The organism is Embleya hyalina (assembly GCF_003967355.1).
GTDB classification, from domain to species: Bacteria; Actinomycetota; Actinomycetes; order Streptomycetales; family Streptomycetaceae; genus Embleya; species Embleya hyalina.
In genome coordinates this window covers 72,665-96,656 of sequence record NZ_BIFH01000049.1, presented here as the reverse complement: position 1 = coordinate 96,656, position 23,992 = coordinate 72,665, and the positions used below count along the sequence as shown (strand labels likewise).

Sequence of the window (23,992 nt, the reverse complement as noted above, 5' to 3'; positions counted from 1 at the left end):
GGATCAACGGCCGACCCCCGCGGAGTCGGCGGAGCCCTCGGCGACCGGCGCGTCCGCGCGGTCCCCGACGGGCACGGACTCGGCGGCGACCCGCTCGCCGGCCTTCGTCGCGGCGGCGGACCCGGACACCCTCGCCGCATCGGCTTCGGTCGGCTGCGCGGCGGCTGCCGAGCCGGACGTGACCGACGGCTTCGCGGCCTCGGTCCCGGTCTCGGGCGTCGTCTCGGAACCGGCCGATTGCCGGGCGGCCGGCTCCGCGCCGGTCGCAACCTCGCTCTCCTGGGCCGCTGTTGTGTCGGCATCGGGTTCGGCCACGTCGCCCGCGTCCTGGGCGGACCGTGTCGCGACGGGAGCCGCAGCCTTGTCCGCGACCGCCTCGTCCGTGGCCGCCTCGGCCGCGACCGGCGCGTCATCGGAGGAATCGGCCGCAATCGCCTCGGCATCGGCCGGCGTGCCCGCGGCCGCCTTCGCGTCCACCGCCGGGAGCGAACCCGCCTCGGCCGACCCCGACTCGGCCGAGGCGGCCGTGCCCTCGCCCGACCCGTCCTCGTCCCGCTTGTCCGCCTCCGCCTGCGCTGCCTCGACCGCGCTCGCCCCGGTCACACCGGCGCCGGCCTCGTTCGCCTCCTCCTCGCCCACAGCGGCCTCCGCCGCATCCGAAGCCCCCGCCTTCGCGAGTTCGACCGGCTCCGCCGTCTCGGCCGAGGCCCCGGCCGCACCCGGTGCGGCGGACGCCGCGGGCGCGGCCGGAATCGGCGGCAGCACCGTCGTGTCGTCGTTCGGCCCCTTCGGTCCGTTCGGCTCGGCCGGGTCCCCGCCCTTGCCCTTGCGTCCGTTGCGCCACAGGCCCCAGCCGAGACCGGCGAGGATCAGGATCGCGGCCAGCGTGAGCAGGCTCGGCCACGGCGCGGCGGTGTACGAAGTGCTCGCCGAGTCGTCGAGCTTCTGGTCCGGAGCCACCGCGCCGACCTTGACCGTGACGTGGTCCAGGCGCGGCGCGTCCTTCCACTCGACGACCTTCTCCACCGTCGAGCCGGGCAGGATCTCGATGCCCTCCTCGGTCTTGCTCATCAGCTTGCGGCCGAACAACCCCTCGACCTTCAGGTCGAATTTGGGCCGCAGGATCACATTGCCCCGGTTGACGATCCGGTAGGTGATCGTCGCCTTGCTCGACCCGAAGAACTCGTGGAAGCCGGAGTCGCGCTCGACCTCGACCTTCTGCACGTCCATCGCGGGCAGCGCGTCGCCCTGTACGCGCAGGTACACCCGGGCGCCGATCTGGCGCTGGATGTTGACCTTGATCTGCCCCTGCTGCTGAGTGCCCTCGATCGCGGTGTTCAGCGCGACCACGGCGCCGGGGTGGTCACCGGGCGTGGCGTTCGGCGGGATGACGATGTTGAACGGGACCTGGCGCTTCTCCCCCGGTTGCAGGGTCAGCGTCTGGTTCTCCGGCGCCACCTGGATCCAGGTGCCGACGTCCTTCTGCTTGTCGGTGACCGTGCGCAGCGCGAAGCCGCCGTCGCGCGCGGTGTTGTACGCGTCCGCGCCGAACAGCTTCAGGGTCAGCGGCGCCTGGCTCGTGTTGTGCAGCGTCACCACGTCGGGGACGGTGGTGCCGGCCGCGCCTTCGAGGAAGAAGTAGCGACGGGCGTTCTGGCTGGTGCCGTCCGGCACGTACGGGTCGACCGACCATTCGCCGTTGCCCGCGGCGGACGCGGGCGCCGGGGCGACCAGTGTCAGCGACGCGAACAGCGTGGCCAGCACCGCGAACAGGGTGGCCAGGGATCGGGTGCGTCCGCCTTGCCGGCGGATCGGTGGGGCCGGGGTGCCCGTCATCGGTGTCTCCAGCTGGTCTGGGTGCTGCGGATCGAAAGGGCCGGCTTCGGGAGCGGATCCGAAGGGCCCGCGCTGTGTGCCTGGGTGTCGCGTGCGCGGATCGTCCGAGTGCGGTGTGGGCGGGACGGGCCGGCTGCCCGCCCCACCCTCCGCTCTGCGTCGATCCGCAGCGGCCCGCCGCCGGCGGCCCGTGGGTCACGGATGGTGTCCGTGACCCACGGGCCCCCGGTTTCCGGGCCGTTCTGGGTCTCCCGCCGATGGTGTCCGGCGGGAGATGTCGGTCAGGAGATGGAGAGAGTGAGCGTCGCGCTGTAGTTGCCGGGCGCCTGGTAGGCCGGAACCGCCAGGCTCAGACCCGCGTCGGCCGCGAAGGTACCGCCGGTGACGGCCGCGTTGGGCGCGGAGGCCAGGGTGGCGCCGGTCGTGCCGATCGGACCCGCGCTGCCGGCCACCGCCTGGCTGGGCGAGCCCTCGCCGGGAGTGATCTTCGGCGTCCAGGAGAACTTGTCCGCCGGGATGGTGCCGCCCGAGCCGTTGGTGAAGTCGGTGACCGCGCCGGTCAGCGTCCAACCCGTGGCGCCACCGCGGTAGTCCTTGACCGTCACCGTGTTCAGCGCGCCGGTCATGTTCTGCTGGGTGCCGTTCAGGGTCACGTCGGACAGCTTGATGCCGCCGTTCTCCTGAGAGATCGTCAGACCGCCACCGGCGATCGAGCCGGTGAGGTCCTGCTTCAGCGTGCCGACCGGAGGATTGCCCCCGTCGACCGTGAACGGCGCGGCGGCGGACAGCGTGCCGGTGGTGTCCTCCGACGCCGCGATCAGCGTGGTGTCGGCCTTGGTGACCGTGACCTCGGCGGTGAACTTCCCGTCGGCGCCCGCCGTCGCCGTCACCATGCCGGGCACGTCCGGCTGGTGGGCGGCGTTGGTCGGCACCACGTTCACGGCGGCGTTCGGCGTGTAGCCCTCACCGTTGACGGTGACCTTGGTGCCGACGGGCCCGTGGGTCGGGTTCAGGGTGAGCTTGCGCGGGTTGCTCGGGACGTCCGCCTTGACCGTGACGTTCGAGGTCTTGGACTTGTCGCCCACGGTGACCTTGAGCTGGTACGAGCCGTCCGCGACCGTCGCGCCGATGGTCGCGGTACCGGCCAGCGCGCCGTCCGTGACGGTGAGCGCGCCGGTGACCTTGCCGGGGTCGCACGCGTTGCCACTCGCGTCGCACAGGGTGACCGAGGGCGTACCCGCGGGCCAGTTCGCGCCGGCGACGGTGAGGGAGCCGCCGGGCTTGACCTGTCCGGGGGTGGTGGTCAGGGTCGGGTCGGCCGGGGCGTCGGCGACCTTGTACGAGGCGACGACACCGTTGTTCCCGGTCACCGCGCAGGTGGCGGTGGTGATCTTGCCGTTCGGGTTGGTGGGCAGGTAGACGTCCACCGCGAACGTCTTGAGCGTCAGATCGATCCGGGTGCCCGGCGCGGCCTGCGGGATGGCCAGGTCGGCGGTGAACTCGGGCGGGTCGATGCCCTGCGTCGGGCCGATGTTCGCGACGAACTTCGGGGCGGTCAGGGTTACTTCGCCGCCGGTGCTCAGGGTGAAGGTGTACTGGCCGACGAATCCGATGTTTTCGAAGACGGTGTCCGTCCGCAGCGGGTTCTGGCCCGCGTCGATCTTCGCCTGGACCGTCCCCGGCGCCGAACCGGTGTCCGGCGTGAGCGTGACGTCGAACGTCTGCTTGCCGGACTTGTTCCAGTGCAGGATCGGCTCGGTGCAGGTCAGGTCCGGGTTGACCGACGCGGCCGACGCCGCCGGCGCACCCGCGACCAGTCCCGCGGTACCCGCGATCATCGCGACGCCGAACGACGCGGTGACCTTCCTGCTGGGTTTGAACATGTGGTGCTGCTCCCTTCTGGGGGTTGCCACCGCCACCGGGGGGCGGGGGCGGTCGAACACCACACCGGAGCGGGTGCCGAGGAGCACTGCACTGCCACGAGCCCGGCGCTCCGGTGCCGTACCTGGGCGGTCGCCTCGCTCGAGATCGGTGGCACACGGCCGAGGCGGCCGTCCCGCTGTCCGTCGATTCCCTGCGGGACGCGGACCCCGCACGGTGAATTGAAACGTGTTACAGATTCCGGCGAGCCATTCACCCGCGATCGCCTCGCGGAGTCAATAGCGTCGGCAAGCGCCGCGGTCGGCCTCCCGAGCCGGGAGGCCGACCGTCCGCTTGCGGGTCAGGCGTTGCGCGAGGAACGCACCCGACGGGTCGCGAGCAGCACGCCGCCCACGCCGAGCAGACCGACGGTCCCGCCGAGCAGGCCCATCGAGAGCGCGTCGTCCATCGGACCGGTCTTGGCCAGCGAGTCGTTGCCGGCGGTGGTGCCCGAGGTGCTGGTTCCCGTGGAACTGGTGGAACTCGACGAGGTCGAGCCGGAGCTGGTCGAACCCGAGCTGGTCGAGCCGGAGCTGGTCGAACCCGAGCTGGTGCTGCCCCCGGTGGTGCTCGCGGCCGGAAGAGTGACCGAGAAGGCGGGCTGGGGACTGGCGTCGGTAACCGTGCACGGAACGTTCAGCGTCAGCTTCGGATCGGCGACGTCGATCTTCAGCGCGAAGGTCTTCGGCAGCAGGTCCACCTTGCCGGCGGCCTTCGCGGGCAACGCGACGTTGGCCGCGAACGAGGGCACGTCGATCCCGGCGTTGGCCGTGAGCGGCAGGTCCAACGTCGCGCCCACGGCGGTGAGCACGGCGGATCCGCCCTCGTACTTGGCGGTGAAGGTCACCGTCGGGGTGATCTTGACCGTGGTGCCGAGCGGCGAGGACGCCGGGCTGACTCCCGGGTCGATGTTCAGTTTGATCGAGCTGCCCGCGGTGCCCTCGGCCGGACCGGTGACGGTGAACGCCTGCGGGCCGGTGACCGAGTCCTTGCCGCCCATGGCGGCCTTGACCGTCGGGTCGCTGAAGTCGCACTTGAGCGTCGTGTTGGACGTCGCCGCGCCGGCCTGCGGCGCAAACGACATCATGGCGCCCGCCATGACGGCGAGCGCCGCCAAGCCACCCGCTGTTCGCTTAATGGGCCTGCCCATACGGTGGTTCTCCCTTCGGGGGGATCTCTTGCTCGTCGAGAAGTCCTGATCGAAACGGCCGGAGCGACCCGCGATCGGCAGGGCCGTTTCGGCGGGTCGGCTCACACCGGCCCGGCACGCGCCCCGGCTCATCGGGTACACGCGGTCGCCACACCCGACTTCCCCCTTTCGAGGCGCGGACCGGGCGGGAAAACCGGACCGCGCAAGCACCGGCGGGGACACGCCTTGCGTTCCCTGGGCGGGGCTTTCTCGGCGCATCCGGGAGACATCGAGACTGTTCCAGTACTTGATGTCACGTCAGATCTTCGGGTGACGGTACGACAAGTGGCATGAGCGAACAACAGCGAAAAGCAGAAAATCTGCATCCGCCGGACACGGTTCCATATCGCGCGACCTGCGAAATCACTGTGTCGACAAGACGGTTGACAGGACCCCACATTCTCGACACGTGTCGCGTACACGCGCCTCGCCAAACCCTTACGAACCCGCCGACTTCCCGCCGTTCGCCGAGCCGGCCCCCACCTCGCTCGCGACGCCCCGGTCCGCCACCGCACAGGTCCGCGCATCGGCACGTTCCGAACGCGACACAGCCCGCCCGGATCCCTTGACACCACGTCAGGCATGCCGAATCAATGGGCATTTGGCCCATATATGGAACACGTTTCAAGCCGGCCCGAGCATCGACGACCACGTTCGGTCGCACCCGGGGCCGGCCCGGAAAGGAGCGTCCCGCACATGGTTCCACCCCGCAGGAGGCTGTTCGCGATACCGGCGGCGGTCGTCCTCGTCGCCGGCGCGGCGGGCCTCACGGCGGTCGCACCCGCGGCACAGGCGGCACCCGTGGAGCACGAGGTGAGCTGCCGACCGCCCCTCGCCGGCGGCCCCACCTTCACCTGGAAGCCGAAGGTCGAGCTCTCCGTGTCGCCGCCGAAGCAGAACACCTACAAGGTGGGCGAGGAGGTCACCGTCACCTGGCACTGGGCCGCGCCGCCGCGCAACCCGTGGACGTGGACCGGGGTCCTCCCCGACGTCGAGACGCCCAAGGCCACCGTCAGGCTCTCCAACGCCCAGGTCGGCGACATCGAACTCACCGGCCCCGCCCGGCACCCGGGCGCCGGCGCCGCGCAACCCCTGCCGGTCGCGGACCTGACCGGGAAGTTCACCCTCGCGACCGAGGGGCGGATCGACCTGGCCCCCGGGGCGTACGTACTCCAGCAGTTCCTGATCCAGGACTCGCCCTGCACCCCGGTACACCCCGACCGGCTGCCCGTCTCGACGAGCATCCAGGTCGGCACGCCCCCGACCTCGGGCCCCGGCACCGGCGGCCCGGGCGGCGCCGGCGGATCGGCCGGCTCCGGCGGCACACCGTCCGCCCCGCCCACGAGCGGCGCGCCCACCGGCCCCACCGCCGGTGCGATCGGCGACCCGACCCTCGGCGGCACCGGCGCCGTCCCCGGTACGGGCGTCCCGGGCGCGGGCGCCACGCCTCCGCCGGGAGTCCCCCCGCTCCCGCCCGCCGGACAGGTGCCGCAGGCGCCCGCCGACACCGTGGCCGGGCCGCTGTTCATGCGGCAGAACTCGGCGGGCGTGACCATGCCCGAGTTCCGACCCGGCGACGCGACACAGGAGTTGGAGGGTCGGCTCAACCCGGTCACCATCCAGGACCGGCGCGGCAGCACACTCGGCTGGACGCTGACCGCGCAGAGCAGCGACTTCGTCGGCCAGGGCGGTGAGGTCGTACCGGCCCGACGGCTCACCTGGATCCCGGCCTGCACCACCGTCGAGGGCCCGCCCGCCGCCGTCGGCACCGGTGTGCCCGGCACGGTCGGCGGCGACGCCGAGGTGCTGTGTCGGCAGAACCCGAGCACCGGCGCCGTCACCGGCGGCGCGTTCGAGGCCAACGCCCTGCTGAGCCTGTCCCTTCCGGGCGGCACCCGCTCCGAGGCCTACACGGGAAATCTGACGCTCAGTCTGAGCTGAGTCACCCTCGGACACAAGGACGCCCTCCTCGCTCGAACGAGGAGGGCGTCCTTCCGGTTTTCCGGCCGTATCCCTTGACTTTGCACACCGGGTGGAGCGGAATGATCAAGCACCATTTCTGCAACACGTTCCACCGACCGGCGGGGCCGCACTTCGCGACGGCACCCGTCCGGACGCGCATGCGCCGTCGAGGCCCGCGCGGGAGTGTGCGTCCCGCCCCCCGCGCCCGGTCCTGCGACGTGGTGTTTCGGCTGCCCCGCCCACCCCGGCGCCGGCAGAGCGGTATCCGAGAAAAGGAACGCACCCTATGTTCAAGGCAAACAGGCAACTCGCCGCCTCGCTCGGCGTGGTGACGATCGCCGGCACCGTCGGCATGGTGGCCCTCGCGCCCGGCGCGAACGCCGCCGACGTGGACTACACGTCGCACTGCGTCAACCAGATCGTGCCGAACCTGGTGATCCCGGACGGCGACCTCAAGATCGACCTGTCGGTGGCGCCCGCCAAGGCGCGCTACGACGTCGGCGAGGAGGTCACCGTCACCTGGACCTGGAAGTCGTACCCGAAGGCGCCGCCGGAGATCCCCGTGGTCGGCAAGGTGGACAAGGACTCCACCCTGCCCAAGGGCAGCGTCACCCTGGGCGGCGCGGCGACCGGAGCGGTCGCGGTCGAGGGGCAGCGGATCAACCCGGAGACCCTGCCGGGCCAGGAGCTGGTGCTCACCAACATGACCGGCAAGGTCAAGCTGACCCAGGCCGGCGACGTGACGCTGACCCCGGGCCTGTACTCGACCTTCACCAAGGCGTTCGGCCTGGACGCCGAGACCAAGTGCAACCCGGTGAACACGGTCGCCCCCTCGGCCACGCTCAAGGTCGGCGCGGCCGACAAGCCGGTGCTCAACGCACCCTCGACCGCGGTCGAGCCGGGCAGCGAAGTGGCCCTGACCGGAAGCAAGTTCGCCCCCGGCGCGGTGACCGCGACGCTGGACGGCGGGGCCGCCGGGATCGTGTCCTCCACCCTCACGGTGGACGCGTCCGGCAACCTGACCGGCAACGTCAAGCTCGCCGACAACGTCGCCAACGGCGCGCACACCCTCGCGGTGGCCGACTCCGAGGGCAACAGCGGCCAGGCCCAGCTGCTGGTCCGCAAGAAGGTCGACCCGACCCAGCCGGGCGACCTGACCCAGAAGCTGGACGGCACGATCACCGCCGGCTCCCTGGCGATCACCCAGCAGGCGGGCGGCATCCGCATGTCCGACGTCGCGGTGAGCGCCCAGGACCAGACCATGACCGGCAAGCTCAACACGGTCACCGTGTCCGACCTGCGCGGCGGCAACGCCGGGTGGACGCTGACCGGTTCGGTCACCGACTTCGAGAACGCGGCCGGCGAGAGCATCCCCGCCGACCACTTCTCCTGGAAGCCGAAGGCCGCCAAGGCCGACGAGAAGTCCAAGGGCACCCCGGTCGCGGGCAGCGCGGGCACCATCGGCTCGGGCGCGACCCTGGCCTCGGTCCCGCAGGGCGCGACCAACACCGGCGGCACCTTCTCCGCCGACGCCGACATCGACCTGAAGGTTCCGGCCTACCAGGGCGCCGGCGACTACAGCGCGACGCTGACCCTGTCGATCTCCTGATCACGGACACGGTTCGCCGGCACGGCTGATCGGCACGGGGCGCCCACCGCAATCCCTCACTGCGCGGTGGGCGTCCCGTCGCCCATTTCCCGTACGCGCCAACGCCTTTCGCCCATCGGACCCGCGGCTGCGACACCGGTCGACGGCGCACACAAATCGTTGTCGTCGGAACGCGTTCCGCTGTTGACTTCGCAAACGCCCACGGGCTCAATGGGAGGCGCCGTTTTCTGGAACAGGTTTCATCGCAGGGAAAGACCGGGTGACAGCGGCGGGGTCGGGTGTCACCCCGCCGACGTCGAAAATCGGCGCACGGCACCGAATCGACCGTCCCGCGCCGCGCGGGTCACCGACGGCGACGGGCCGGTCCCGGTGTGGTGTTCGACTGCTCGCTCCCCCGGCGGGCCAGGCAGGCATCCCGAGGAGGGACAGCACCACATGCTCAGACCAAGAACCAGGGAAAGCACTGGGTCCGGATCCCGCAACAAGCGCGTCGCCGGCGTACTGGGCACCGCCCTCGTGGCCGGTGCCCTGGGCGTGGGCGCGGGGGCGCAGTCCGCGAACGCGGCTCCGGTGACGTACAACGTGCACTGTGTACCGCCGAGCATCGGTGGCGGTCCGTTCGACTTCGACGCCCAGGTCGACCTCACGGTCGATCCGGTCAAGCCGAAGTACAACGTCGGCGACGAGGTCACCGTCACCTGGACGTGGAAGGACGCGGCGAAGAATCCGTCGTCGGTGACCGTGAACGCCGACGCGGTCAAGCCGCGCGGCAAGGTCCTCGTCTCCGGCGCGCAGGGCGGCGAGATCGCCATGGAGGGTCCGCAGAAGAACGCGCAGACCCCCGGCGGCGAGAAGTTGTGGCTGTCGAACATGACGGGCACGCTCAAGATCACCAAGCCGGGCGAGCTGAAGCTCTCCCCCGGCGGCTACACCAGCACCGCGAACATGTTCGGCAGCTGGGACACGCCGTGCACGCCCAACGGCACGCCGGGCGTGGGCGCGACGCTCGCGGTGGACGGCGCGGTCAAGGCGCCGACCGTGACGTTCGGCTGGAACGTGGTCCGGCCGGGCGCGGGCATCGACGTGACCGGGGAGAACTGGCCCGTCGGTCCGGTCGGTGTCGAGTTGTGCGACCTGAACGGCAACGCCTGTGCGACGGAAGGGGCGTCGGGCTCCACCCTCACCGTCGACGCCTCCGGAAAGTTGTCGGGCCAGGTCCGGGTCGCCGCCGGTCTGTCGGACGGCGTGCGACAGGTGCGGATCGCCTCGGGCGCCACGTCGATCCTGGTGCCGGTCTCGGTCGCCAAGGACGCGATGCGGCACTCCGAGCCGGTCAAGTACACCGTGCGCTACACCCCGGCGTGGGGCAACGGCCCGGCGTTCGACTGGTCACCGGAGGTCGCGCTCTCGGTGAGTCCGGCCAAGTCGTGGTACGAGATCGGCGACGAGGTCACCGTCGGCTGGAAGTGGATCGGCCACCCGCGCAACCCGTCCAGCTGGGTCGTCGCGCTGAAGGACACGGTGACGCCCAGCGGCACCGTGAAGCTCTCCGGCGCGCAGACCGGCGAGGTACAGGTCACCGGCGACAAGGGCAACCCGGCCACCCCGGGCGGCGACGTGCTCAAGGTCAACGACATGAAGGGCACCTTCAAGGTCGCCAAGGCGGGTCGGATCGACCTGACGCCCGGCGGATACGGCCTCAAGGTGATCACCATCGCGTCGAGCGGCGCGCCCGTCGGCACGCCGGCCGTCTCGCAGTCGATCATGGTGGGCGCGCCGGCCCAGCCGAGTCTGGTGGTCGCGCAGACCCTGCTCAAGCCGGGCGACCCGGTGCAGTTGTCCGGGGAGAACTGGCCCACCGGCCAGGGCAATCCGCAGGTGCAGCTGTGCCAGGAGGACGGTTCGGGCTGCACCGGCTCCGCGTTCACCGCGGGCACCGGTTCGGTGGCCCAGGGCGGTGCGCTCACCGCCCGGGCGACGCTCGGTACGACTGTGCCGCCGGGCAACTACCTGGTGAAGGTCACCGTCGGGATCGCCACGGTGTCCCAACCGGTCACGGTGACCTCGGCGGTCGTCCTGCCCCGGGCGATCACCGCGACCCCGGATCGTGGCCCCTCGGGCACGAAGGCGCACGTGGCGGGGAAGAACTTCACCCCCGGCGCGGCCGTCGTGCTGGAGACCCTGGACGCGAACCTGGGTCTCACCGGTGACACGACCGAGATCGCCGCGGGCCCCGACGGGACGTTCGCCGTCGATCTGACCGTGACCAAACCCGGGACGACCCAGATCCGGGCGGCGGAGAAGAACGACCGCAACAAGATGGCGCTCGCCCCGTTCACCGTCGAGGGCGGCGGTCCCGGCGAGGAGCCGGGCACGTTGTCGATGACCCAGGCCGGGAACGGCGTCCTGCTCGCGGACGTGCCGTTCGCGAACCGGGACCAGACCATGACGGGCTCGCTGAACGCGGTCACCGTCACCGATGCCCGCAAGGGCACGCTCGGCTGGCAACTCACCGGCTCCGTCTCGGACTTCAAGGCGGACGGCGGCTACTCGCTGCCCGCCTCGGCATTGTCCTGGACACCTCGGTGCGTGGCCGAGCCGAACTCGGCGAGCCAGGTCGTGACCGGCTCGGCGGGTACGGTCAACGGCGGGCTGCTGTGCAGCTCGGCGGCGTCCGCGGATCCGGCGCACAAGACCGGTGGCGTGTTCAGCGCGAACGCGGGCCTGTCGCTCGCGGTCCCGGCGTACCAGGCGGCCGGGACGTACACCGGAACCCTGACGCTGACCGTCTCCTGACGGCACGTCGGCCCCGCGCGGGGCGCTCTCGCACCTTTCGGTGCGAGAGCGCCCCGTTCGCGTATCCGGGCCCGGGACACCCCTCGACCGAGGAAAGTGGAACTTGTTCCACCGCTTCCGAACGACACGTGTCAGTGCAGGTCAGGGCCCTGTCGAAGACCTCCCGTCGGGCCGTCGGGGGCTTTCGCACCTCTTGACTTCGACAGGCGAAGGCGCATCAATGTGACCCGCCCCACTTCTGGAACACGTTCCACTTAGCCACGCGCGTATCCGCCCCCATGCCGCCGACGCGACGCCAACGCCCGCCGCCGGCAAGGAACGCAGGACAGGGAGCCAACCCTCATGAAGCAGCGCACCAAGCGCCTGACCGCCGGACTCGGCGTCGGCACGCTGGCGATCACCGGATTCCTCGCCGCCGCCCCCGCCGCCTTCGCCGGCACCGCGACGCCGACGGTCACGTGCTCGCTGCCGCTCGGCCAGGGCGACAAGACCGGGCCGATGTCGGTGACCGTGGACGGCCCGACCACCGCCAAGCCCGGCGAGACGGTCGACCTGAGGATCACCCTCGGGGCCAGCCCGGCGACCAGCCCCGCCGCGCTCAACGGCATCAAGATGACCCCGTCGATCGACTTCGCCCTGTCCGGCGGCGCGACCGGCTCGGTCACCCTCGCCGGCGCCGAGACCACGATCGACATCCCGGCGAACACACCGATCCAGAGCCCGCCGTTCTCGGTCCGGCTCCAGATCCCGGCCACCGCGACCGGCACCGTCGACCTGACGCCGACCAAGACCACCACCGCCACGGTGACGCCGTACGGCAACTTCAGCACGCCGTGCGCGGTCACCGGCGGCTCCGGCGTGGTGCAGAGCATCGCCGTGCGGAGCACGCCCGAGACGGCCACCCTGAGCGCGTCCCCGGGCACCGTGGAAGCCGGCAAGGAGACCACGCTCTCCGGTACCAACTGGACCGGGGGCGGCACCGCCACGCCGTCCCTGTGCGCCGCGGACGGCACCGCGTGCAACCCGGCGGGCATCTCCGCCAACAGCCTGCGGATCGGCGCCGACGGTGTGCTCTCGGGCGGTGTGACCGTCGCCCCCGGCACCGCGGACGGCACGTACAGCGTCCAGGTCACCGACGGCGCCCGCACCGCCTCCACGCCGCTGACCGTGAAGAAGGTCGAGGTCCCGGTCCCGCAGCGCAAGGTGACGCTCAGCAAGAGCACGGTGCGGCCGTGGACGTTCGTGAAGGTGTCCGGGGAGAACTTCACCCCGAACACGCTGATCGCGCTGGCCGGCGTGGAGGGCGCGAACCCGACCTTCAACTTCGGCCTGGCCTGGACCGACCGCAACGGCAGGTTCAGCTCGTGGATCCTGGTCACGAGCAAGAAGACCACCGGCATCACGGCGGTCGAGGTCGACACGAGCTTCAAGTTCGACAAGCTCGGCATGGCGGGCATCACGGTGAAGTAGCCCGCGCCGCACAAACATCGGCCCCGGTATCCGCGACGGATACCGGGGCCGATGTTCGTGCGGCGACCGGGCTCAGAAGGTGAAGTCCGCCGAACCGCCGTTCTGGCTGCCGACGCAGTAAATGTCGTTGCCCGCCACCGGATTGTGCACCTTGATCGACCAGTTCGCGGCACTCGGCGTGCCGGTGGTGGTCTTCAGCCGCAGGGCGGTGCCGGCGGGGATCCGCACGGGAGCGGAAAGCGGGCCCATGACCATCGGTGGGACCGGGCCCCAGGCCGGGTGGGTCGTGCCCGCGAAATCGAACACCGTCCCGACGCCCGATCCGCCGCCGCTGGTCTGCACCGTGCGGAAGACCATCGTGGCCGAGTTGGGCGCAATGTTCGCGGGGTTGGTGATCGTCAGGCCCAGTTTGAGCTTCTGCGGCAGGGAGGGGCTGGGCGCGCTCGACGTCAGCGTCCCGGAGACGAGCGAGGGACCGGCGAAGATCATGCCGCTGGAGTCGGCGCAGCTGATGCCGACCGCCCTCGACTCCGGCGGAATCGCGTACGCGGACGTGGACAGCGCGGTCACCGCGGCCCATGCGCCCACGGTGCAGGCGACAGCCGTCGTGGCGAGCCTGGAACGGGTCATGTGGGGTCCTTCCCCGAGTCGATCGATCATCGAAGCGGTCGGCGAAGCGCCGATACATGGGGAACGCCCGTCGCGGCGACCCGAAGGTCGCCACGACGGGCGCGAGGTGCGTTCGGAGCCGAGGGCTCCGGCTCCCTGGTCGAGAGCCGGTCGGATCAGAACGTGAAGGTCCCGGTCTGGCTGCCGGTGCAACGGATGTCGGCCGGGGGCAGACCCGAGAACGACGCCTGGATGCGCACCGAGTAGTTCGTGGCGGTCGGGGTTCCGGAGGTGGCGACCATGTTCGTCGTGGTGCCCGAGGCGATCCTGGAGCCGGCGGCGACCGGACCGAGGGTGATCGGGCTGCCCGGGTTGGGCGGGTTCGGGCCGTTCATCGGCGGGTTGACCACCCCGGAGAAGGTGATCCCGCCGGTGAACAGGATGGTGGTGGTGAGCGTGTTGGGCGCGATGGCGACGGGCGCCGTCATCGACGACGTCAGCTTCATCTTCTGCGCGTTGGGCGCACCCGGGTCGCTGGAGGCGAGGGTGCCGGTGCCACCGGAGACCCAGACGGTGCTGCTGAGAATGTCCACACACGTCATGCCGGAGACGGCGCGGTTTTCCGGCGGCAGAGCCGAGGCGGTACCCGAGAGAGCCATCGTGGCCGCGAAGGCACCCGCCGTGCAGGCGATGCCGACCGAGGCGATCTTGGAACGAGACATGAAGGTAGTGCTCCTTTCACGGCTTTCCGAACGAAGACACGCCCACCCGACCACCCGCGGCGGGCAGGGCGCTGGTACCGCCGGCCGGTATCTCGACATCGACACGAGCGATGCCTCCGTTACCGCAGAAGGATCCGTATTGCTTCGAGTTCGGTTCCCCGGCAAGGGAGAGTGAAGCGGGATACCGAAAAGAAGTCAATGCCTATTGTCCACCTTTACATTGCCAAGTGATCATCGACTACCTTCCAACCATATTGACCAAGACCTGCCATCCATTGCCAGTGATCATCAATTACATAATCTTGATCATGGTGACACGCGTCACTATACAGGCTCGATTACTTACTGTGATTCCACTCGTTTAAATGCCCAATGAAAACGAAAAGGACCGCCGCGCGGCAGAGCCTCGGTCGTCGGATCCACCGCTTTCCGATCATGTGCTCCGCGGCTTCCGGGCGGCTTCCGACGAGGCCATCGCCGGGACGGGTCGCCGGCCGGCCGCCGACGCCGCTCTCCCGGCGGCGGGCGCCCGGGAGGGTGCGGCCATTGTCTCCGGCCGCTCCGACCCGCACACGGGCCCGAGGAGTGCGGTCCACATCGACCGGGTACTCACGGCCGCGCCCGACCCGACGTACGCCCGGGAACACGAAACGCGACCCGCACATCACATGCGAATCGCGGTTTATCAAATTTCCGTCGGTGACACGTGACACCCGATTCAAACGGTCACACTATTTCCGGCCCCGCCCCTGTCGCGCCGAAAGGGGCGGGCCGCCGGAAACGAAAAAGCGCCTGCCCGGGCGGCGCATACGCCACCCGGGCAGGCATTGCGGCAGCGGACCGTCACACCCGCGTCCTCGACCCGGCCGGGCACCCACCCGGAGCACCCGACCGGGTAGGCGACTAGAAGCTGAAGTCGCCCGAGGCCGCGTCCTGCTTGCCGGCGCAGTAGATGTCGACCGACGAACCGGAAATGGTGGTGTTGATCTTCATCGACCAGTTGGTGGCGCTGGGCGCCGCGGCCGAGGTGTCCTGCAGTCGCACGGTGGTGCCCGCGGCCAGGCGCGCCGTGGCCGGAATCGCCCCGAGGGTGATCGGGTTTCCGATGTTCATCGGCGGGTTGACCGTACCGACGAAGTCGCGGATGGTGCCCGCGCCGGCGCCGGTCTGGACCGTACGGATGACGGTGGCCAGCGAGTTCGCCGGGATGGCGATCGGCGCCACCATCGGCGAAGCGAGCTTCATCTTCTGCGGGTTGGTGCCACCCGGGTCGCTCGACGTCAGGGTGCCGGCGCCGGCGGTGACCCAGGTCTTACCAGTGCTGTCCTGGCAGGTCAGCGTCACCCCCCGGGAATCGGGAACCGCGTGCGCCGTGCCGGACAGGGCCACCGCCGCGGCGAACGCGACGGATACGCAGGCGATGCCGGTGGTGGCGAGCTTGGAACGGGACATGATGGAGCTCCTTGTCGACGATTTCCTGAGACCTGGTGGTGGCGCACGTTCTCCCTGGCCTGCACCGCAGGCGGAAACGGTGGAGCTGCCGGCGGGCATCCCGACGTCGACCGCCACAGGGGACGGCCGAGGTGATCGGGATCCGGGTCGGGGCGCTTCGCCCCACGCTTCGGGGCCCCTCCGGCACAGCCATGAGTGAAACTGCGTAAGCGGAAGAAGTCAATACGGTTTTGTAGACGAATCAATGGGGCAAGAACCAGCATTCGAAGAGCCCGACCTATTGACACGGTCAACTTTGAAAAGGGTTTCGTTCGGTGGTTTATCAAAGTTGATCATGGTGACACGTGACACCAAGATGATCACCATTTACGCATTGCTTCCTGGGGCTTTGTTCGCTAGATCTTCGACACCAGCACCACGTCGGAGTTCGCCTTCCCCGTCCCATTCCACGCTTCTCGGTCATCGCTTCCGACATCCGTACCCGACGGATGAACGTGGCGTCGATCAGCGAATCGGCAGCCATCGGGCATCGCCGGGGCGAGCCGGACCTCCGCACCACGCGTCACTCGGCACTTCCCCACCCGGCTAGGAGAACCGTGTCCCGAATACGAAGAATCGCCTCTCGCAGACTGGCCGCCATCGCGGCGGCCGCCACCGTCGCCGGCACCGGCGCGCTCGTCGCGATCGCCCCCTCGGCCCAGGCCGACACCGTCGACTACGCGACGCACTGCACCAACCCGTACTCGAACCCGCCGGACGGCAACGTCAAGATCGACCTGGTCGTCACCCCCGCCAAGAGCACCTACCAGGTGGGCGACGTGGTCTCGGTCGAGTGGCAGTGGAAGCTCTACCCGAAGGCGCCGACGTCGATCCCGGTCGTCGGGAAGGTGCCGAAGGACTCGACCTACCCGGTCGGCACGGTGAAGTTGACGGGCGCGCAGACCGGCAACTTCGCCATCCAGGGACCGCAGATCAACCCGGAGGCGCTGCCCGGCCAGGACCTGATCCTGAGCAACCCGGTCGGCAGCTTCACCCTGACCCAGGCCGGGCAGGTCGGGCTGACCCCGGACATCTACTCGACCTTCACCACGGCACTCGGGCAAAAGGTCGAGACCAAGTGCTCGCCGGTCAACCCCATCGCGGTCTCGCGCACCCTCACCGTGGACGGCCCCTCGACGGGCGCGCCCACCCTGAGCGCGAACCCCGGTGAATTCAACGCCGGTTCGCAGGTCGCGCTGTCCGGCGCCAACTGGGCCGCGGGCACTCCCTCGGTCGAGCTGTGCGACGCGAACGGCGCCGCGTGCAACGCCAACAGCATCGCGGCGAACAGCCTCGTGGTGGCCAACGGCGCGCTGTCCGGCAACGTCAACACGGTCGCGACCGTGCCGACCGGCAACTACAAGCTGAAGGTCAAGGTCGGCGCCGGCGAGGCGCTCACCCCGGTCAAGATCAACGCGGTCGCCCGGACGATCTCGCTGAGCCCGAACCGCGGACCCGTGGGCACCGGCGTCACCATCACCGGCAAGAACTTCAACCCGAACATCTACATCCTGGCCTACGGCCGGGACGCGGCCGGAAACCTGCTCGACGACACGCTGGTCTACGGCCAGTCGGCCGCAGACGGTTCCATCGTGATTCCGGACTTCGTCGCCAGCATGGCCTCGATCACCTCGATCGTCCTGATGGAGGGCACCGACGAAACCACCATGGTGGGCGCTCCGTTCACCATCGGCGCGGCCCTGCCGGCCACCCTGTCGGCGTCGCCGGCGTCCACCCACGCGGGTGGCACGGTGGCGGTGTCCGGCAACAACTGGACCCCGAACGGCTCGGCCACCGCGTCGCTGTGCGCGGCCGACGGTTCGGCGTGCAGCACCGCCCGGATCAGCTCCGGTCCGCTCACCATCGCCGCCGACGGCGCGCTGGCCGGAAACGTGACGATCGCGGGCAACGTGGGCGAGGGCACCTACAAGCTCAAGCTCAGCGACGGCGGTGGCAACTCGGCGCTGACCGCGATCACCGTGCAGCGCCGCTGGCTGGAACTGAACAAGACCTCGGGCAGCCCGTGCACGTTCGTCCTGGTCACCGGGCACGGCTACGGCTCGCTCGCGTGGGTCAACGTCAACGGTCTCGCGGGTGACTCCAAGACCAGCGACTGGGCCGGCGCGTGGGCCAACGCCAACGGCGACTTCAGCATCTGGATCCTGATCACCAAGTCGAACACGACCGGGATCATCGCCTCGGAGACCTTCCACTCCGACCGACTGGCCACGACCCCGTTCAAGGTGACCTGACCCGATCGGGAAGCACACGGCTCGACGCACAGCACGCGGAGGCCGCCGTCCACCCGGACGGCGGCCTCCGCCGCGTTTCCGGAACCGGAATACGCCATTCCCATCGTGCCGCCACCGGAAGTCGATCTTGTTGACACGTGCCAACAGGATTCCCGCGGAACAGTTATTGACTTTGTCAGCGATTACCGGATGAATACGGTGTCGGACCATCTATTGCCGACCACCGCCACGCACCCCGCACATTCCGGACGAGGGTTCGGCCGACCTCGCCCTCGCCGGCGACAAACGCCGCAGGTCATTCTCCCCGGATGTCGAAGTTCTGCTCCACAGTGACGGTAGGCATATTCCATCCCGGCGAGGAGAATAGTGTCCCGAATGCGAAGAATCGCTCCACGCAGAAGCACCGCGCTGATCGGCACGCTGGCGATGGCCGGTACCGCCGGTCTGATCGCGCTCGCACCGTCCGCCTCGGCGGCCTCGGTCGACTACCGCGCGCACTGCACCAACCCGTTCCTGGCCGACATCGCCGACGGTGACCTCAAGATGGACATCCAGGTCACCCCCGCGAAGGCGACCTACACGGTCGGCGACCAGGTCACCGTGACGTGGAAATGGCTCAAGTACGGCGTGGTGCCGATCAACACGCCCTTCGGCATCCACGTCGGTGAGAACAAGGCGCTGCCCAAGGGTGAGGTCCTGCTCACCGGCGCGCAGACCGCCTCCCTGCCGGTGGAGGGTCCGCGCATCAACCCCGACGCCGCGCCCGGCGAGGAGTTGAAGCTGTCGGACATGACGGCGAGCATCACGCTCACCAAGCCCGGCGCGCTCAACCTCGCCCCCGGCAACTACACGTCGTTCGTGGACGCGGGCCTGGGCAGCGACGTCGCCACCGCGTGCACCCCGGTGACGCCCGTCGCCCCCGGCACCACGATCAACGTCGAGGGCTCCGGCTCCGAGAACCCGACCGTCACCGCGACGCCCGGCGAGGTCAGCGCGGGTGGCCAGATCACCGTCGCCGGTGACAACTGGCCCGCCGGCACGCTGACGCCGGAACTGTGCGCCGCCGACGGCTCGGCCTGCGACGCCGGCAAGATCAGCGCGAACACCCTCGCCGTCGGCGCCGGCAACAAGCTCTCCGGCACCGTCACGGTCAAGCAGAACGTGGCCGCCGGCGACTACAAGGTGAAGGTCAAGAGCAGCGGCGTCGAGGCGCTGAGCGGCGTGGTCAAGGTCAAGGCGGTCGAGCGCAAGATCTCGCTCAGCGTCGACCACGGCCCGGTCGGCACCACCGTCGTGATCACCGGCTCCGGCTGGACCCCGGGCAACTACGTCCTGGCGTACGGCATGGCCGGCGACGTCCAGGACGACGACGTCAGCGCGTACACCGAGGCCGCCGCGGACGGGACCATCAACATCACCGACCTCGTGGTGAGCAAGGACAACATCACCGCGATCAAGGTGAACGAGGGCTCGGACGACACCGCGGTGACCAAGCCGTTCCGCGTCACCGTTCCCGGCCGCGACCTGAGCCAGACCGTGACCGGCAACGTCGTCGCCGGCGGTCTGACCATCTCGCAGGAAGCCGGCGCCATCAAGCTGTCGGACATCACGCTCAACGGCCAGGCGCAGAACATGACCGGCGCGCTGAACACCGTGACCGTGAAGGACTTCCGCGGCGGCAACACCGGGTGGACCCTCACCGGCTCGGTGTCCGACTTCGCCAATGGCAGCGGCGGCAAGATCGGCGCCGACAAGTTCACCTGGACCCCGAAGGTGACCACCGGCACCGGCTCGCCGAGCACCGCGGTGCCCGGTAGCGCCGGCCCGATCGGCACCGGCGCCACCCTGGCCTCGGCCCCGGCCGCGGCGAGCACGGGCGGCACCTTCTCCGCCGACGCGGACCTGTCCCTCGCCGTCCCGGCGTACCAGGCCATCGGCACCTACACCAGCACCCTGACCCTCTCGATCAGCTGACCCACGCACACGAACACCCGGACGGCCCCCGCGACTTCGGTCGCGGGGGCCGTCCGCATGTCACCCGAGCCCCACCCACACCGAAGCCCACTCCGCCGCGCACCCGTCGGCACTCGAATGGACATGCGTTTCGAGCCGCGATCCGCAATCATTGACTCCGCCAAACATCCCGTCGGGACCCACGTCGTCGGATCGCTCGTCCGACGGCCCTCCGCGTGATGTGGCCACCGATTCCACACCCCGGCAAGGAGTTTCGTGCACCGAACCAGGCACATCACTCGTCGCGCCCTGATGAGTCTCGCTGCGGCGCTCGCCGTCGCGACCACCGCCCTCGTGGTCGCCGCCGCTCCGGCCGGCGCCACCGCGGTGGCGTTCCCGGAACGCTGCGTCCTCGATGGTCCCACCCGGCCCATATGGGGCTCCGACGAGCCTCGGGTCGACCTGACGGTCCGGCCGGAGAAGTCGGTCTACCGCGCCGGCGAACTCGTCACCGTGACATGGCACTGGCAGAGTCGGCCGTCGATCCCGGTCCCGCCCGGCGGCGGACGCCCGCTGGGTGTCCGCGCCGAGATTCTGGTCGACGGCCCCGATCCGACCACCTTCACCGTCTCCGGGTCGCCGCGCCCGCAACCGGGATCGCCCGGAGCAAGCATCGATGTCGACGACCTCACCGGCACGTTCCGGCTTCCGGCGAGCGGCCCGATCACGCTCACCCCGGGCGCGTACACGATGTTCGAGAAGCTCTCGCCCTTCCCGGTGATGACCTGCTCCCCCATCACCCGGCCCGCCGTCTCCCGCACCGTGGACATCGGTCCCGGCCCCACCTTGGAGGTCACCCCGACCCGGATCGTCACCGGGCAGCGTGTCGAATTCACCGGCGAGGGCTGGCCCGACGGCAACGCCCGCGTCGAGGTGTGCGCGACACCGACCGACGTCTGCCTCCCGGAATGGGTGGGCTCCGCCACCGGCAGTGCCCGAGACGGACACCTGACCGGATCCGCGACCGTCAACGCGAACACGTCGGGATCCATCCCCGTGCTCGACCGGGTGTATCTGCGCGTCATGGTGGGCACGTTCGGCGCGAGCCGGGAGCTGACCAGGGCGTCAGCGAACCAATCCGGCAGCGCGCGGATCACCGGGGCGGTCCTCCCCGGCGGCCTGACCCTTCGTCAGGAGGCGGGCACGGCAAGGCTGTCCGACATCACCCTCGACGGCACCGCGCAGACGATGAACGGTGCCTTGAACCCCGTCACCGTAACCGACGTGCGCGCCGGTACGCTCGGCTGGTCGCTGACCGCCGACGTCTCGGACTTCACCTCGCCCGACGGTGGTCGAATTCCGGCCGAACGATTCACCTGGACGCCCTCGGTCCGCACCGAGCCGGGTTCCCCGGGCACCGCCGCTCCGGGCTCCCCCGGCCGGATCGCCGGGGGAGCGACGCTCGCCTCGGCGCCCGCGGGAGCCCGCGGCGGCGGCACGTTCACCGCCGGCGCCGCGATCGCCCTCGCGGTCCCCGCGTACCAGAAGCCGGGCGCCTACAACGCCACGCTGACCCTGTCGATCGGCTGACCCACACGCGCCCCGATACGACGGCGGCCCGCACACCGGTGTCCGGTGCGCGGGCCGCCGTCGTATCGCCGGAGCCGCTATTGCGCGGCCAGGCGCTTCAGCGCGCGGTCGACGCGGGCCAGGACCCGGTCGCGGCCGAGGACCTGGAGGGATTCGAACAGCGGGAGGCCGATGGTGCGGCCGGTGACGGCGACGCGGACCGGGGCCTGCGACTTGGAGAGCTTGAGGCCGTGGGCGGCGCCGGCGGCCTCGACCGCGGCCTTGAGCGCGTCGACGTTCCACTCGGCCCGGGAGAGTTCGTCGCGGGCGCTCGTGAGCACGTCGGCCGCGCCCGGCTTCATCGCCTTGGCCCAGGCCGCCTCGTCGTCGGCCGGCTCGGCCAGGAACAGGAAGTCGACGTACATCGGCACCTCGTCCAGCACCGTGATCCGGGTCTGCACCAGCGGCGCCACCTCGGCGAACACGGCCGGGTCGTACGCCTCCTTCGCCCACGGCGCCTTGGGCCCGAGCAGCCACGGCTCGCAGGCGCGCACGAAGGCGTCCGCGTCCAGCGCGCGGATGTAGTCCGCGTTGAACGAGGACAACTTCTTCACGTCGAAGAAGGCCGACGACTTGTTCACGTCGCGCAGGTCGAACAGCTGCTCCAGCTCGGCGTACGGCCGGATCTCGATGTCGTCCTTGGGGCCCCACCCGAGCAGGAACAGGTAGTTCACCAGCGCGTCGGGCAGGTAGCCCTCGTCCAGGTAGGACTCGAGCGCCACCTTGTCCCGGCGCTTGGACAACTTCTGCCGCTTCTCGTTCACGATCACCGGCAGGTGCGCCCACTGCGGCGGGGTCGCGCCCAGCGCCTCCCACAGGAGTTGCTGCTTGGCCGCGTTGGACAGGTGCTCCTCGCCGCGGATCACCATGGTGATCTTCTGGTCGACGTCGTCGACCACGTTCGCCAGCAGGAACACCGCCGAGCCGTTGCCCCGGGCGATCACGAAGTCCTCGAGCGACGCGTTCGGGAACTCGGTGTCGCCGCGCACCAGGTCGGCCACCACCGTGACGCCCTCGTCCGGGGTACGGAAGCGCAGCGCGCGCCCGTCGCCCGCCGCCAGCCCGCGGTCGCGGCAGAAGCCGTCGTAGCCCAGGTGCTTGGAGCCGGTCCGGGCCTCCAGGTCCTCGCGGGTGCAGTCGCAGTAGTACGCGCGGCCCGCCTCGAACAGGCGGACCGCCGACTCGCGGTGCAGCGTCGCGTTCCGCGACTGGAAGTAGGGGCCCTCGAAGGCCGGGTCGGCCGAGTCGATCCCGATCGCCGCGAGCGCGCTCAGGATGCCGTCGGTCCACTCCGGCCGGTTGCGCGCCTCGTCGGTGTCCTCGATCCGCAACACGAACACGCCGCCGGCCTTGTGCGCCACGGCCCAGTTGTACAGCGCGGAACGAGCGCCACCGACGTGGAACATGCCGGTGGGAGAGGGAGCGAAGCGAACACGAACCGAAGAGGCAGACATGTGGTCCAGGGTATCGGCCGCCCGGGCCGGCCTCGGCCCGGTACGCCCCCGGCCCGTCGGCTCAGCGCATCGCCTCGGGAACGGGCATGTCCACCCAGACCGTCTTGCCCTGCTCCCGGTGCACGACCACACCCCAGTCCAGCGTCAACCGGCGGATGATGTGCAGTCCGTGACCCCCCGGTCGCGTGCCGGAGTGCGGCGACCTCGGCTGCGGCGGCTGCTCGCTGCGGTCGTCCACCTCGATCCGCAGCAGGTCGCTGGTCCGCACCACCCGCAACTCCACCGGGCCGCCCGCGTGCAGGCACGCGTTGGTGACCAGCTCGACCGCGACGAGCAGCACGTCGTCGGAGGTCAGCAGCACCTGCTCGTCGTCGGAGCCGGTCCATCCGTACGCGTGGAGCGTGTTGCGGATGAACGTCCGCGACCGCGCCACCGCCCCCGCCGCACCCTCGAACGGCAGTCTCCGCACCTGACGAAGCGGTGGGGTGGAGAAACAGGCCTCCCCGTCGCCGGGCGCCTGCGATCGCATGGCGCACATCTATTGGCTCACCTCGCTCACGCCGCTACGCGGTGATAGTTGCCCGCATCCCGCTGGAGGACACCAGAAGTCACGGGCTACTCTCCGACCGCCTCTGCCAGGGTCTCGTGGAAAGTGAACCCCTGTACCGCACCGGTGATCTCGAATACCCGCGCAACGGCAGGTTGAACGCCCACGAGGTGGACCGCTCCGCCCGCGGCCTGCGCGCGCAGTCGGGCGGCGAGGAACGCGTTCAACCCGGTCGAATCACAGAAGTCGAGCTCGGAGCAGTCGATCACCAGACGCACACTGCCCCGTTCGACACACTCGAACAGACGGTCCCGCACCGCGGCGGCGCTGTCCACATCGATCTCACCGGCGATTGTGACGATCGAAGAGGTGCCCTGGGTGTGCACGGACACCGTCAAGCCACCCTGCATGCCAGCCTCCTGCTGCCCTTTGCCCGCCGAAGTACTCCGGCCCGGGCACACGATAGACGACCGCCCCGCCCCGGTGGGGGTCGGACACCGATCCACGGTCGCCACGACCCGGCGCGGTGCCGATCCGGGGGCACGATCCGGGC

16 protein-coding genes are annotated in these 23,992 nt (G+C 70.2%); 7 read left to right on the top strand and 9 right to left on the bottom strand.

The window, feature by feature from the left end; translation table 11 throughout:
* Positions 1–3 precede the first annotated feature (3 nt).
* The 3 genes from EMA17_RS45675 to EMA17_RS45665 form a co-directional block, all read right to left on the bottom strand.
* Positions 4–1,836: a WxL protein peptidoglycan domain-containing protein gene (locus tag EMA17_RS45675; RefSeq protein ID WP_126643127.1), complete on the bottom strand. Its 1,833-nt coding sequence runs from the start codon at positions 1,834–1,836 to the stop codon at positions 4–6.
* A 281-nt stretch (positions 1,837–2,117) separates the two neighbouring features.
* Positions 2,118–3,719: a hypothetical protein gene (locus EMA17_RS45670; RefSeq protein WP_126643126.1), complete on the bottom strand. Its 1,602-nt coding sequence runs from the start codon at positions 3,717–3,719 to the stop codon at positions 2,118–2,120.
* Between the two features lie 338 nt (positions 3,720–4,057).
* Positions 4,058–4,906, bottom strand: a complete 849-nt coding sequence (locus tag EMA17_RS45665) for a hypothetical protein (protein ID WP_126643125.1) — start codon at positions 4,904–4,906, stop codon at positions 4,058–4,060.
* Positions 4,907–5,641: 735 nt separating this feature from the next.
* Between EMA17_RS45665 and EMA17_RS45660 the strand changes: the two genes are divergently transcribed.
* The 4 genes from EMA17_RS45660 (at position 5,642) to EMA17_RS45645 (ending at position 12,782) form a co-directional block, all read left to right on the top strand.
* The gene (locus tag EMA17_RS45660) at positions 5,642–6,886 is read left to right on the top strand and encodes a WxL domain-containing protein (RefSeq protein WP_126643124.1); all 1,245 of its coding nucleotides are present in this window, start codon (positions 5,642–5,644) and stop codon (positions 6,884–6,886) included.
* A gap of 307 nt (positions 6,887–7,193) precedes the next feature.
* The gene (locus EMA17_RS45655; RefSeq protein WP_126643123.1) at positions 7,194–8,516 is read left to right on the top strand and encodes a WxL domain-containing protein; all 1,323 of its coding nucleotides are present in this window, start codon (positions 7,194–7,196) and stop codon (positions 8,514–8,516) included.
* 435 nt (positions 8,517–8,951) lie between these two features.
* Positions 8,952–11,312, top strand: a complete 2,361-nt coding sequence (locus EMA17_RS45650) for a WxL domain-containing protein (protein ID WP_126643122.1) — start codon at positions 8,952–8,954, stop codon at positions 11,310–11,312.
* A 342-nt stretch (positions 11,313–11,654) separates the two neighbouring features.
* On the top strand, positions 11,655–12,782 hold the full coding sequence (locus EMA17_RS45645) for a hypothetical protein (RefSeq protein WP_126643121.1): 1,128 nt from the start codon (positions 11,655–11,657) through the stop codon (positions 12,780–12,782).
* Between the two features lie 72 nt (positions 12,783–12,854).
* Here the strand turns inward: EMA17_RS45645 and EMA17_RS45640 are convergent, their stop codons facing one another.
* From EMA17_RS45640 to EMA17_RS45630, 3 genes are all read right to left on the bottom strand, one after another.
* On the bottom strand, positions 12,855–13,412 hold the full coding sequence (locus EMA17_RS45640) for a hypothetical protein (protein WP_126643120.1): 558 nt from the start codon (positions 13,410–13,412) through the stop codon (positions 12,855–12,857).
* Positions 13,413–13,567: 155 nt separating this feature from the next.
* Positions 13,568–14,113 carry a hypothetical protein gene (locus tag EMA17_RS45635; RefSeq protein WP_126643119.1) on the bottom strand — a complete coding sequence of 182 codons (546 nt, stop codon included), beginning with the start codon at positions 14,111–14,113 and terminating at the stop codon, positions 13,568–13,570.
* 903 nt (positions 14,114–15,016) lie between these two features.
* The gene (locus EMA17_RS45630) at positions 15,017–15,565 is read right to left on the bottom strand and encodes a hypothetical protein (protein ID WP_126643118.1); all 549 of its coding nucleotides are present in this window, start codon (positions 15,563–15,565) and stop codon (positions 15,017–15,019) included.
* Between the two features lie 596 nt (positions 15,566–16,161).
* Between EMA17_RS45630 and EMA17_RS45625 the strand changes: the two genes are divergently transcribed.
* The 3 genes from EMA17_RS45625 (at position 16,162) to EMA17_RS45615 (ending at position 21,399) form a co-directional block, all read left to right on the top strand.
* Complete coding sequence (locus EMA17_RS45625; RefSeq protein ID WP_126643117.1) at positions 16,162–17,856, top strand: hypothetical protein; 1,695 nt, start codon at positions 16,162–16,164, stop codon at positions 17,854–17,856.
* 375 nt (positions 17,857–18,231) lie between these two features.
* Positions 18,232–19,830: a WxL domain-containing protein gene (locus EMA17_RS45620; protein ID WP_126643116.1), complete on the top strand. Its 1,599-nt coding sequence runs from the start codon at positions 18,232–18,234 to the stop codon at positions 19,828–19,830.
* A gap of 255 nt (positions 19,831–20,085) precedes the next feature.
* A complete protein-coding gene (locus EMA17_RS45615) occupies positions 20,086–21,399 on the top strand; it encodes a WxL domain-containing protein (protein WP_126643115.1) in 1,314 nt (437 codons plus the stop codon).
* Positions 21,400–21,476: 77 nt separating this feature from the next.
* On the opposite strand, the gene gltX is transcribed toward EMA17_RS45615, so the two are convergent.
* The 3 genes from gltX to EMA17_RS45600 all read right to left on the bottom strand — a co-directional run bounded on the left by gltX (position 21,477) and on the right by EMA17_RS45600 (position 23,849).
* On the bottom strand, positions 21,477–22,844 hold the full coding sequence (gene gltX, locus EMA17_RS45610) for a glutamate--tRNA ligase (RefSeq protein WP_246127320.1): 1,368 nt from the start codon (positions 22,842–22,844) through the stop codon (positions 21,477–21,479).
* Positions 22,845–22,953: 109 nt separating this feature from the next.
* Complete coding sequence (locus tag EMA17_RS45605) at positions 22,954–23,421, bottom strand: ATP-binding protein (protein WP_246127316.1); 468 nt, start codon at positions 23,419–23,421, stop codon at positions 22,954–22,956.
* 86 nt (positions 23,422–23,507) lie between these two features.
* Positions 23,508–23,849: an STAS domain-containing protein gene (locus tag EMA17_RS45600; protein ID WP_126643112.1), complete on the bottom strand. Its 342-nt coding sequence runs from the start codon at positions 23,847–23,849 to the stop codon at positions 23,508–23,510.
* Positions 23,850–23,992 lie beyond the last annotated feature (143 nt).

What these genes read in the sequence shown, in the direction of transcription:
- EMA17_RS45650 (WP_126643122.1), top strand. Translation starts at nt 8,952, where the DNA reads ATGCTCAGACCAAGAACCAGGGAAAGCACTGGGTCCGGATCCCGCAAC.
- EMA17_RS45670 (WP_126643126.1), bottom strand. Translation starts at nt 3,719, where the DNA reads ATGTTCAAACCCAGCAGGAAGGTCACCGCGTCGTTCGGCGTCGCGATG.
- EMA17_RS45630 (WP_126643118.1), bottom strand. Translation starts at nt 15,565, where the DNA reads ATGTCCCGTTCCAAGCTCGCCACCACCGGCATCGCCTGCGTATCCGTC.
- EMA17_RS45640 (WP_126643120.1), bottom strand. Translation starts at nt 13,412, where the DNA reads ATGACCCGTTCCAGGCTCGCCACGACGGCTGTCGCCTGCACCGTGGGC.
- EMA17_RS45655 (WP_126643123.1), top strand. Translation starts at nt 7,194, where the DNA reads ATGTTCAAGGCAAACAGGCAACTCGCCGCCTCGCTCGGCGTGGTGACG.
- EMA17_RS45675 (WP_126643127.1), bottom strand. Translation starts at nt 1,836, where the DNA reads ATGACGGGCACCCCGGCCCCACCGATCCGCCGGCAAGGCGGACGCACC.
- EMA17_RS45600 (WP_126643112.1), bottom strand. Translation starts at nt 23,849, where the DNA reads ATGCAGGGTGGCTTGACGGTGTCCGTGCACACCCAGGGCACCTCTTCG.
- EMA17_RS45635 (WP_126643119.1), bottom strand. Translation starts at nt 14,113, where the DNA reads ATGTCTCGTTCCAAGATCGCCTCGGTCGGCATCGCCTGCACGGCGGGT.
- EMA17_RS45605 (WP_246127316.1), bottom strand. Translation starts at nt 23,421, where the DNA reads ATGCGATCGCAGGCGCCCGGCGACGGGGAGGCCTGTTTCTCCACCCCA.
- EMA17_RS45620 (WP_126643116.1), top strand. Translation starts at nt 18,232, where the DNA reads ATGCGAAGAATCGCTCCACGCAGAAGCACCGCGCTGATCGGCACGCTG.
- gltX (WP_246127320.1), bottom strand. Translation starts at nt 22,844, where the DNA reads ATGTTCCACGTCGGTGGCGCTCGTTCCGCGCTGTACAACTGGGCCGTG.
- EMA17_RS45660 (WP_126643124.1), top strand. Translation starts at nt 5,642, where the DNA reads ATGGTTCCACCCCGCAGGAGGCTGTTCGCGATACCGGCGGCGGTCGTC.
- EMA17_RS45665 (WP_126643125.1), bottom strand. Translation starts at nt 4,906, where the DNA reads ATGGGCAGGCCCATTAAGCGAACAGCGGGTGGCTTGGCGGCGCTCGCC.
- EMA17_RS45645 (WP_126643121.1), top strand. Translation starts at nt 11,655, where the DNA reads ATGAAGCAGCGCACCAAGCGCCTGACCGCCGGACTCGGCGTCGGCACG.